Raw genomic sequence first — 12,579 nt, forward strand, 5'->3', positions numbered from 1 at the left:
GGCTTCAACATGTTCGACAGGCAGGATGAGCAGAGTTCCATGGTTCGTGTAGTGGTGGGGGACGTGCGGCCGGATCGGCGGCGGGGAAGCAAGAACCTGGCGATGGTGAACGCATGACGCGTTCTGCTCGTGTCCGGCCGGCGCGGACCCGGCGTCCCCGGGTCATCACGCTGCCGCAGCTGATGGCGACCGCCGTCGAAGCCAATCCCGACGGCGTCGCCCTGACCTATGCCGACGCCACGACGACATTGGCGCACCTGAGCTACGCCGAGCTCGACGAGCGGTCGACCAGACTGGCACGGCTGCTGATCGATCGCGGCATCGGCCCGGAAGATCTCGTCGCGATCGGCATTCCGCGCTCGATCGAGTCCGTGGTCGCCGTCTGGGCGGTGGCCAAGTCCGGCGCCGGGTTCGTGCCGGTGGACCCGAACTATCCGGCCGACCGCATCGAGCACATGGTGAAGGACTCCGGCGCGGTCTTCGGCCTGACCACCGCGCAGGCCGCCACCCAGCTGCCGGGACAGGTCGAATGGCTGGTCATCGACAGCGATGCGTGCGTGCATGCGGTCGAGCGCTACTCGACCGAGCCGGTCACCAATGCCGATCGCGTGCGCCAGCTGCGCGCCGAACATCCGGCCTGGGTGATCTACACCTCGGGTTCGACCGGAACACCGAAGGGCGTCGTCGCCACCCAGGCCGGCCTGGCCGGGTTCTGTGAGGAGCAGCGCGCCCACTACGGCGTGACGAGCGCCGCACGGACCCTGCACTTTTCGTCGCCTTCGTTCGATGCGTCGATGCTGGAGCTGCTGCTCGCCCTTGGTGGCGCGGCCACCATGGTCGTCGTCGCGCCGACGGTGTACGGCGGCGACGATCTCGCCGAGCTGCTACGCCGGGAACGGGTGACCCACGCGTTCATCACCCCCGCCGCGCTGGCCTCGATCGATCCGGCCGGCCTCGACGACCTCGGGGTAGTGGCGGTCGGCGGCGAGGCGTGGCCGCCGGATCTGGTGCGCCGCTGGATACTTCCGGTTTCCACCGGGGTTCGTGAGCTGTTCAATATCTATGGGCCGACCGAGACCACGATCGTGGTGAACATCGGTGCGCCGCTGATGCTCGACGCTCCACTGACCATCGGTGGGCCGATCCGCGGCGTCACCGAGTACGTGCTGGACGACCGGCTTTCGCCGGTGCCGGACGGCGTCGTCGGCGAGCTGTACATCGCGGGCGCGCAGGTGGCCCGCGGCTACCACAACCGACCGGCATTGACCGCCACCCGTTTTGTGGCGAACCCGTTCGACCCCAGCGGTTCCCGGCTGTATCGCACCGGCGATCTGGTCAAATGGGCGGCGGATGGGCGACTGGAGTACGCGGGGCGCAACGATTTCCAGGTGAAGGTGCGCGGTTTCCGCATCGAGCTCGGCGAGATCGACGCGGTGCTGGCCGCCAACGACGGCGTCGATTTCGCGGTGACCATCGGGCATCAGCTCGACAGCGGGACAACGATTCTCGCCTCCTACGTGCTGGCCGCACCCGGCGCCGCGGTGGATACCGACGAGCTGATCGCGCTGGCCGAGCGCCGGTTGCCCGCGCACATGGTGCCGACCACGATCACCGTGCTGGACGAGATTCCGCTGACGCCGGTCGGCAAGCTGGATCGGCGCGCGCTGCCCGCGCCGCAGTTGCAGACCAAGGAATTCCGCGCGCCGAGTGGGCAGTGGGAGCAGTTGGTCGCGGATACCTTCGCTGAGCTGCTGGACTCCGGCGCCCCCATCGGCGCCGACGACGACTTCTTCGAGCTCGGCGGCAACTCGCTGATCGCCACCAAGGTGGTGGCCAGGATCGGCGCGCAGATCGGGGCCAGGGTGCCAGCGCGCGCGGTCTTCGAGGCACCGACGGTCGCCGGCTTGGCGGCGCGGCTGGCCCCGCTCGCGGGCTCCGGTGGGCGGCAGGCGCTGGCGCGGATGCCGCGCCCCGAGCACATTCCGCTGTCGCTGGCGCAGCAGCGGATGTGGTTCCTGAACCAGTTCGACACGGCGTCGGCGGCGAACAACATCCCGTTCGCCATCCGGTTGTCCGGCGCGCTGGACGTGACCGCTCTGCGGGCGGCGGTCGCCGACCTGGTCGAGCGGCACGAGACCTTACGGACCGTCTACCCGGCCGTGGACGGCACCGGCTACCAGGTGGTATTGCCTGCGGCACAGGCGGTTCCGGAGCTGTCGGTGACCGAGGTCGCCGAGACCGAGCTGCCGAGCAGGCTGGCCGAGTTCGCGCTGGCCGGATTCGATGTGGCGGCCGAGGTGCCGCTGCGCACGGCGCTGTTCCAGCTGGGTGGCGACGACTACGTTCTCGCGGTGGTCGTGCACCACATCGCGGCGGACGGCACCTCGATGGCGCCGATGGTGCGGGACCTGACGGTCGCGTATTTCGCGCGCACGGGGATGGCAGGAGGCGGAGCCGCCGGGGAGGGTGAACGCACGGGCGCCGCGCCCGACTGGGCGCCGTTGCCGGTGCAATACGCCGACTACGCCCTGTGGCAGCGCGCGATGCTAGGGGACGAGAACGACCCGAAATCGGTGGCGGCCGAACAGATCAATTACTGGCGCGGCGCGCTGGCGGGCCTGCCCGGTCGCCTCGAACTGCCGACCGATCGCCCACGGCCCGCGCTGGCTTCCGGCCGCGGTGGCGTCTACACCTTCGAGGTGGACGCCCAGATCCGGGCCCGGCTCGACGCGATCGCGCAGGACACGGGTGCCTCACTCTTCATGGTCGTGCACGCGGCGTTCGCGGCGCTGCTCGCCAGGCTGTCGGGGTCCGCCGACATCGCCATCGGTACCCCGGTCGCGGGCCGCGGCGAGGCGGAGCTGGACGGGCTGATCGGCATGTTCGTCAACATGCTCGTGCTGCGCACCGAGAGCGCACCGGGTGCGTCGTTCCGCGAGCTGGTCGAGTCTGCCAAAAAGGTTGATCTCGCGGCATTTTCGCATGTGGAGCTGCCGTTCGAGCGGCTGGTGGAGGTACTCGACCCGGCGCGCTCGCAGGCGCATCATCCGCTCTTCCAGGTGGCGCTGTTCTTCCAGAACATGGACAAGCCCGCGCTGGAGCTACCCGGGCTGTCGGCGGCGGCAGTTGACCTCGACGGCGCGGCGGCGAAGTTCGATCTGCAGCTGACAGTTACCCCGCACGAGGGTGAAAACACCGGCCTGTCCGCCATGTTCACCTATGCCACCGACCTGTTCGACGAATCGACGGTCAAAAGTTTCGCCGCCCGGCTACGCCGGCTGCTTCGCGCGGTCGCGGCCGATCCGGACCGCGCGGTGGGCGATGCCGATCTGCTGTCGCTGGTCGAGCGGGATCGAATCCTGTTCGAGTGGAATGACACCCGGCAACGGATCGCCCCCGAGCTGTTGCTCGGCGGCTACCGGCAGGCCGTGGCAGCCCACCCGAATGCTGTCGCGCTGGCCTACGAGGGGGCCGAGCTCACGTACCGGGATTTCGATACCCGAGTCAACAAGCTTGCCCGGCTGCTCATTTCGCAGGGCGTCGGTGCGGAGTCGCTGGTGGGGTTGGCGATACGCCGGTCCATCGACCTGGTCGTCGGCATGTACGCGATCGTGACCGCCGGTGGTGCCTATGTGCCGCTGGATCCGGATCATCCGGCCGAGCGGATCGCGCACATTCTCGATACCGCGCAGCCCGTTTGTGTCGTCACCACATCCGCCGACGCGGCCGCGTTGCCGGACGGCGTTGCCGCGGTCGCTATCGATACCGCCGAACTGGCGCGCTTCGACGGTGCGCCGGTCCGCGCGGACGAACTGCTCCGGCCGGTGTCGCCGCTGAATCCCGCGTACGTCATCTTCACTTCCGGTTCCACCGGCCGCCCCAAGGGCGTCGCGGTTTCCCACGCGGCAATCAACAATCAGCTCGAGTGGATGCTCGCCGAGTACCCACTCGATCAGGACGACGTCTATCTGCAGAAGACGGCGACCACGTTCGACGTGTCGCTGTGGGGCTTCTTCCTGCCGTTGCGGGTGGGTGCGAAGTTGGTCGTCGCGACACCGGACGGTCATCGTGACCCGGCCTATGTCGCGGAAACCATTGCCGCGCAGTCGGTGACGGTCACCGACTTCGTGCCGTCGATGCTCACGATCTTCGCCGCGCACACCGCCAAGGGCGCCTGCCCGACGCTGGAACAGATCTTCGTGATCGGCGAGGCGTTGCCGCCGGAAACGGTCAGCGCGGTGCACGCGGTGCTCGACGCGGACGTGCACAACCTGTATGGCCCCACCGAGGCCGCGGTGTCGGTGACCTACTGGCCTGCCGACGGTTCGGATACCCGTTCGGTGCCGATCGGGTTGCCGCAGTGGAACACCCGGGTCTATGTGCTCGATTCTCGACTTCGCCCGGTACCCGAGGGGGTGGCGGGCGAGCTGTATCTGGCCGGTGACCAACTGGCCCGTGGCTACGTCCGGCGGCCGGACCTGACGGCGGATCGCTTCGTGGCGAATCCGTTCGGCACCGGTGAACGCATGTACCGCACGGGTGATCTCGTGGTGTGGCGCAAGCCTTCCGACGCGGACACCGCCGAGGAGATGGTGCTCGACTACCTCGGCCGCACCGACTTCCAGGTGAAGTTCCGTGGCCAGCGCATCGAGCTCGGCGAGATCGAAACCGCGCTGCTGGCACAGCCTTCGGTGAGCCAGGCCGTCGCCCTGGTCAGCCGGACGTCGCTCGGTGATCAACTGGTCGCCTACGCGGTCGCGTCGCCCGGCGACCGGATCGATCCGCAGGAGTTGCGGGCCGCCATCGCGGAATCGCTGCCCACCTACATGGTGCCGGCCGCCATCGTCGCGCTGGACGAGTTCCCGCTGAATCCCAGCGGCAAGCTGGACCGCAAGGCGCTGCCGGAGCCGATGTTCACCGCACGGGAATTCCGTGCGCCCGCAACGGCGATCGAGGAGATCGTCGCGGGTGTGTTCGGGGAAGTGCTGGGGCTGACCAGGGTCGGTGCCGATGACGACTTCTTCGCGCTCGGTGGCAACTCGCTGATCGCCACCCAGGTGGTGGCCCGGCTCGGTGCCGCTGTCGGCGGACGAGTGCCGGTGCGGACGCTGTTCGAGGCGCCCACCGTGGCCGGCCTCGCCGCGGTGATCGACTCGCAGGTGCATGGTCGTCCCGGGGTCGAGCTGGGCAGCATCGCGCGGCCGGACGAGTTGCCGCTGTCGTTGGCGCAGCGCCGGATGTGGTTCCTCAACCGCTTCGACCAGGCCGACGACGAGGCGGCCGGGTCGGCCGCCTACAACCTGCCGTTCGCGTTGCGGTTGACCGGTGCGCTGGATGTGGCCGCCCTCGGCGCGGCGCTGCACGATGTGGTGGCGCGGCACGAGGTGCTGCGCACCGTGTACCCGGAGACCGCCGACGGCCCGATCCAGGTGGTGTTGCCGCCCAACAGCGTTGCACTGGATGTCACGCCGCGGGTGCTGAGCGAGGCAGACGTGGCGGGCGCGGTGTACGCGCTGGCGTCGAGTTCGTTCGACGTGACCGCCGAGGTTCCGGTGCGAGTGGCGCTGCTTCAGATCGACGGCGCGCCGGACACGTATGTGCTTGCCGTCGTGGTGCATCACATCGCCGCCGACGGGTCCTCGATGGGGCCGCTGGTGCGCGACGTCATGATCGCCTATGCCGCCAGGACCGCGGGCGAAGCGCCGAGTTGGGCACCGCTGCGGGTGCAGTACGCCGATTACGCGCTGTGGCAGCGTGCGGTGCTCGGCGACGAGGCCGATCCGGAATCCATTGCCGCACAGCAGATCAGCTTCTGGCGATCGCACCTGGCCGACCTGCCGGACCTGCTGGAGTTGCCGACGGATCGGCCGCGGCCCGCGATCGCCTCGATGGCCGGTGCGCGCGTGGACGTACAGATCGATGCGGCCACACACGCCGGACTGGTGGAACTCGGTCGGGCGCACGGTGCGACGTTGTTCATGGTCGTGCACACCGCTTTGGCGGTGCTGCTGGCGAGGTTGTCCGGTTCGACGGATGTCGCCATCGGTACCCCTCTGGCCGGTCGTGGTGAACGTGAGCTCGACGACCTGATCGGCATGTTCGTCAACACCGTGGTCTTCCGGACGCAGCTCGATCCGGGTGAGTCGTTCATCGAATTGCTCGGCAGGCAGCGGGAATCCGACCTACAGGCGTTCGCGCACGCGGATATTCCGTTCGAGCGGTTGGTGGAGGTGCTCAACCCGCCGCGCTCGACGGCGCATCACCCGCTGTTCCAGGTCGGGTTGTCGTTCCAGAACATCGCGCGCACCGCGCTCGAACTGCCAGGCCTCGCGGTGGCGGGGCTGGACGCTGATCTCGCGGTGTCGCAGTTCGATCTGCATCTGATCGTGGGCGACGGCTACGACGAGTCCGGCGTGCCGACGGGCATCAGCGGGTTCTTCACCTATGCCACCGATCTTTTCGATGCCGCGACGGTGCAGGGCTTCGCCGAACGGCTGTCGCGGATCCTCGCCGCCGTGGTGGCGGACGCCGCGATCCCGGTCGGTGATATCGAGGTCCTCGACGCGGCCGAGCGCCGGGATGTGCTGGCGCGGTGGAACGGTACCGAGCAGCAGGTCGACCGGTCGGCGACATTGGTCTCGCTGTTGGACGCCGCGGTGGCGGCCGATCCGCGATCCGTGGCGCTGGTGATGGACCTGCCGGAGGGTCGCGAGAAGGTCACCTACGGCGAGCTGGATGCTCGGGTGAATCGTCTTGCCCGGCATCTGATTTCGATGGGTGTGGGTCCGGAGTCGCGGGTGGCGCTCGCTATCCGCCGCTCGGTGGATCTGATTGTGGCGATGTATGCGGTGGCGAAGTCCGGTGGTGCGTATGTGCCGGTGGATCCGGATCAGGGTGCTGAGCGGACCAGCTACATCCTTGAAACCGCTGCGCCGGTGTGTGTGCTGACCAACGCTGAGTTCGATACTGATGTCGCGCCGGTGGTGCGGTTGGACGAGCTCGATCTCGAGGGGCTGGACAAATCTCCGATCGCCGATGCTGATCGGGTTGCGCCGCTGCGTCCGGCGAATACCGCGTATGTGATTTTCACGTCGGGTTCGACTGGTCGCCCGAAGGGTGTGGCGGTGTCGCATGGGGCGATTGCGAATCAGTTGCAGTGGAAGGTGACCGAGTTCGGTCTCGATGCTGCTGATGCGGTTTTGTTGAAGACGGCGGCGACGTTCGATTTGTCGGTGTGGGAGTTCTGGTCGGCTGCGGTGTGTGGTGGTCGTTTGGTGATCGCGGCGCCTGATGGTCATCGGGATCCGGCGTATCTCAACGAGTTGATGGCTCGCGAGTGGGTCACCACGCTGCATGTGGTCCCGTCGATGCTCGATGCGCTCACCGCCGGTGACTTCCCGAACTCGCTGTGGCGGGTGCTGGCGATCGGTGAGGCACTGCCCGGTGCATTGGCACAGCGCTTCCAGCGCGACTATTCGCGCGTCGAGCTGTTCAACTTGTACGGCCCGACCGAGGCCGCGGTGTCCATTACCAGCCATCGGGTCACTCGAAACGATCAGGTATCGGTGCCGATCGGCGCGCCGGAGTGGAACAGCCAGGTCTTCGTCCTGGACGCACGGCTCCGTCCCGTTCCGGTGGGTGTCTCCGGTGAGCTGTATCTGGCCGGTGCGCAGTTGGCGCGTGGTTATTTCGGTCGTGCGGATTTGACGGCGGATCGGTTTGTGGCCAATCCGTTCCGGGCTGGTGCGCGGATGTATCGCACTGGTGATTTGGTGGCGTGGAACGCTTCTGGTGAGTTGGAGTACCGGGGTCGTACCGACTTCCAGGTCAAGATCCGTGGTTTCCGTATCGAGCTCGGCGAGATCGAGGCCGCGCTGCTGGCGTTGCCCGAGATCGCGCAGACCGCGGTCATCGCCAAGTCGGACCCGCGCACCGGCGACCGCCTTGTCGCCTACCTGGTCTGCGCGACGAATGCCGATGTCGATGTCGCGCAGGTGAAGTCGGCGCTGGGCGCTGCGTTGCCGTCGTATATGGTGCCGTCGGCGTTTGTGGTGTTGGATGCGTTGCCGCTCAATGTGAATGGCAAGTTGGATCGCAAGGCGTTGCCGGAGCCGGAGTTCGAGGCTCAGGTGTTCCGTGCGCCCTCGACCCCGATCGAGGAGATTGTGGCGTCGGTGTTCGCCGAGGTGCTCGGTGTCGAGCGGGTCGGTGCCGACGATGATTTCTTCGGTCTCGGTGGTAACTCGCTGCTGGCGACTCAGGTGGCGGCTCGGATCGGTGCCGCGCTGGATTCGCGTGTCCCCGTTCGTACCCTGTTCGAGGCGTCGACTGTGGCCGGTCTGGCCGTGAAGGTCGAACAGCATGCGGGCACCGGCGGCCGTAAGGCCCTTGTCGCCGGTCCGCGCCCGGATGAGATTCCACTGTCGCTCGCCCAGCAGCGCATGTGGTTCCTCAACCAGTTCGACACCACGTCCTCGGTCTACAACATCCCCGCGGCCATCCGCCTCACGGGCGATCTCGATACCGCCGCACTGCAAGCGGCGGTGACCGATCTGGTGGCCCGCCACGAGATCCTGCGCACCACCTACCCGCAGACACAGCACGGTCCCGTGCAGTCCATCGCCGCACACGTGCCGGTCGATCTCGCGCCCGCGCGGATCGATGCGGCGGACGTGGCCGACGCGGTATACCGCGTTGTCGCCACGGGTTTCGACGTCACCACCGAGGTGCCGTTCCGCGCCAAGCTGTTCCAGGTCGCCGACACCGAGCACGTCCTGGTCTTCGTGGCCCATCACATCAGCGCCGACGGCTGGTCGATGGGCCCGCTGACCCGAGACCTGGTGCTGGCCTACGCCGCTCGCACCGGCGGCGAAGCACCCGCATGGGCGCCGCTCCCGGTCCAATACGCGGACTACAGCATCTGGCAGCGCGACGTGCTCGGCTCGGAGGACGACCCGACGAGCCTGATCTCCCAGCAGGCCGAGTACTGGCGCACCGCGCTGGCCGCGCTGCCGGACGAACTGGCACTGCCCGCGGATCGGCCGCGCCCCGCGGTGGCCTCCTACCAGGGCGCGACGCTGGACTTCGAGATCGACGCGGACTTGCACGCCGCGCTCGACCGCGTTGCCCAGCAGCACAATTCGACGCTGTTCATGGTGGTGCACGCCGCACTCGCGGTGCTGCTCGCGCGACTGTCCGGCACCACCGACATCGCCATCGGCACCCCGGTGGCCGGTCGTGGCGAGGCCGAACTGGACGACATGATCGGCATGTTCGTCAACACACTGGTGCTGCGCAACGAGATCGAACCCGGCGCCACCTTCGACGCGCTGCTCGCCGACGTACGAGACACCGATGTCGCGGCATTCGGCCACGCCGACCTGCCGTTCGAGCGCCTGGTGGAACTGCTGGATCCGGTCCGCTCGGCGGCGCGGCATCCGCTCTTCCAGGTGATGCTGGTCTTCCAGAACCTGGCCGAGACCTCGCTCGAGCTACCCGGTCTCACCGTGTCCGGCATCGATCCGCAGATCCAGCCCGCCAAGTTCGATCTACAGCTCACCGTCGCCGAACAACCGGACACCCAAGGCATTTCGGCGGTTCTCACTTACGCGACCGATCTGTTCGACGCCGCAACCGTGCAGAACTTCGCCGATCGCTTCCGTCGCATCCTGGCGGCCGTCGCAGCCGATGCCTCGGCGGTCGTCGGCGATATCGACGTGCTCGCCGCCGGCGAACGCGAACTTGTCCTGCACGAATGGAACTCACTCGGCGCCTGGGTACCCGGTGCGACGCTCCCCGGCCTGATCGCCGATCAGGTGTGGCGCCGCCCGGACGCGGTCGCGATCCGATTCGCCGATCGCACGCTCACCTTCCGTGAACTGCAGCGCCGGGCCAATCAGGTGGCACGAGCACTGATCGCGCAGGGTGCAGGCCCGGAATCGCTGGTGGCCGTTGCGGTGCCACGTACCGAGGACCTGCCGGTCGCTCTGCTGGGCGTGCTCGCGACCGGCGCCGCCTACCTGCCGATCGACTCCGCGTACCCGGCGCAGCGGCTGGAATTCATGCTCGCCGACGCCGCCCCGGTCTGCGTACTGACCACGGCGGACGAACGGGCCGCGGTGCCCACCGGTGACCTGCCCGTCGTCTTGTTCGAGGAGACGGCGGCATTCGCCGACGCCCCGGTGCACGATGCCGATCGGCTCGCGCCGCTGCACCCGGACAATCTGGCCTACGTCATCTACACGTCCGGCTCGACCGGCGTGCCGAAGGGCGTCGGTGTCGCGCACCGCAATGTCGTCGAACTCTTCGCGAACACCCAGACCCTGTTCCGCTTCGACGAACACGATGTGTGGACGTTGTTCCATTCGTTCGCGTTCGACTTCTCGGTGTGGGAACTGTGGTGCGGCTTGGCGCACGGCGGCTCGGTCGTCGTGGTCGACTACCTGACCTCGCGTTCGCCGGAACAGTTCCGCGAGTTGCTGATTCGCGAGCGCGTTACGGTGTTGAACCAAACTCCGTCCGCCTTCTATCAATTGGTGGAGGCGGACCGGTCCGCGGCGCCGGGCTCGCTGGCGCTGCGCTACGTGGTGTTCGGCGGCGAGGCCCTCGACCTGCGCAAGCTCGAACGCTGGTACGAACGGCACGGTGCCGCAGCTCGTCTGGTGAATATGTACGGCATTACCGAGACCACGGTGCACGTGTCGTTCCTGCCGCTGGAAGAACAGGATCGGCGCAATCCCGCCAGCGTCATCGGGCGAGCGATCCCCGGGCTGGACGCCTACGTGCTCGACCAGCGGCTGCACCCCACCCCGCTCGACGTGCCGGGCGAGATCCACGTCGTCGGCGCGCAACTGTCCCGTGGCTACCTCGGCAGGCCGGGCCTCACCGCGACCCGTTTCGTCGCGAATCCCTTCGGGGCGCCAGGTTCACGGATGTACCGCACCGGCGATGTCGGCCGCTGGCGTGACTCCGGCGACAAGGCGCTGCTCGAATACGCCGGTCGCAGTGACCAACAGGTGCAGCTGCGCGGTTTCCGCATCGAACTCGGCGAGATCGAAGCGGCGCTACTGCGCTGCGACGGCGTCAATCAGGCCGTGGCCCTGGTTCGTTCGGACGCGCACGGCGATCGGCTGGTCGGCTACGTGGTGGCCGAGAGCGCTGCCGGAATTGATCCGGTGACCGTTCGTTCCCAGGCCGCCCAGTTCCTTACCGGCTACATGGTGCCGGACGCCGTCGTCGTCCTCGACGCGCTCCCGCTCACACCCAACGGCAAACTGGACCGAAAGGCCCTGCCCGCACCGGAATTCACCAGTACGGTCACCTTCCGTGCGCCCAGCACGCCAGTGGAGCAGGCAGTGGCCGAGGTATTCGCCGATCTGCTCGGCGCGCAGACAGTGGGCCTCGACGACGACTTCTTCGTGCTCGGCGGAAACTCGCTGCTCGCGGCGCAGGCGGTGGGCCGACTACGCGAGGCCACCGGCGCCACGGTCAGCGTGCAGTGGTTCTTCACCGACGCCACGGTGGCCGGACTCGCCGCGCGGATCGGCACGCAGCCGACGGGGGAGACCGACGCCGCCATGAACGTCCTGCTGCCGATCCGCCCCGGCGGCACCGCGGCACCGCTGTTCTGCCTGCACCCGATGTACGGCCTCGCCTGGAGCTACGCGGGCCTGACCCAGTTCCTGCCCGCCGAGCAGCCGATCTTCGGCGTCCAGTCGCCCGCTCTTGCCGAGGACGGCGAGCTGCCGAACTCGATCGCCGAGCTGGCGCACCGCTACGTCACCGAGATCAGGACCGTGCAACCGCACGGCCCGTACCGGCTGCTCGGCTGGTCGCTCGGCGGCGTGCTCGCCCACGCCATCGCGACCGAACTGCAGGCCGACGGCGAGCAGGTCGAGCTGCTGGCCATGATGGACAGCCACCCGAACCCCGACGTCGCTGGCTTCCGCGCGGCGGTGCGCGGTGCGCTGGCCGAACTCGGACTCGGCGGTGAGCTGATCGGGCCCGAGGACGACATCTACGACCTGAGCGACCAGGCGCTGGCCGCGCTGCACGCGATGATCCCGCCGGAACTGGTCGCGCTGACCCCGGAGCGGCTGCGCCGGATCTATCGCAGCGCGGTCCGCTCGGCCGAACTCATCGCCGAGCACCGTCCAGGGGTGTTCCACGGTGCGCTGGAGTACTTCAGCGCGGCCGTGGCGGATCCCACGGATGTGCTTCGCGCCACTGCGACCGACTGGGCTCCGTATGTGACGGGCGCGGTGGTCGACCGGCCGATCGAGGTGACGCACGCGCAGATGACCGCGCAGAAGGCGTTGGCCGACATCGGCTCTGAGCTGGCCGTTCTGCTCGATCGGTTGAGCTGAGGATGCCCTGCCGACGTGAGGTAACCAATCGCGCGTCGGCAGGGAATAATCGTTTCCGGCGCACGTTTCGCGCGGTCCGGTCGCGGTCCTGCCCTAGGGGATCGCCGAGGCTGTGTTCGGCGTGGGCCGATGCGGTCGGTAACGATGGGCATGCGCGCGTTCGATGATCATGGGGGCGGGGGCATCGAAGCGGGTATGCGGCGACAACAGGCAG

The 12,579-nt window shown here is 68.1% G+C and carries 1 pseudogene; it reads left to right on the forward strand.

Features of this window, described 5'->3' with window-relative positions:
* Positions 1-113: 113 nt before the first annotated feature.
* A pseudogene (locus tag KV110_RS04320) lies at positions 114-12,365 on the forward strand (amino acid adenylation domain-containing protein); the annotation flags it as partial.
* Positions 12,366-12,579 lie beyond the last annotated feature (214 nt).

This window comes from Nocardia iowensis (assembly GCF_019222765.1).
In the GTDB taxonomy this organism is placed as follows: Bacteria; Actinomycetota; Actinomycetes; order Mycobacteriales; family Mycobacteriaceae; genus Nocardia; species Nocardia iowensis.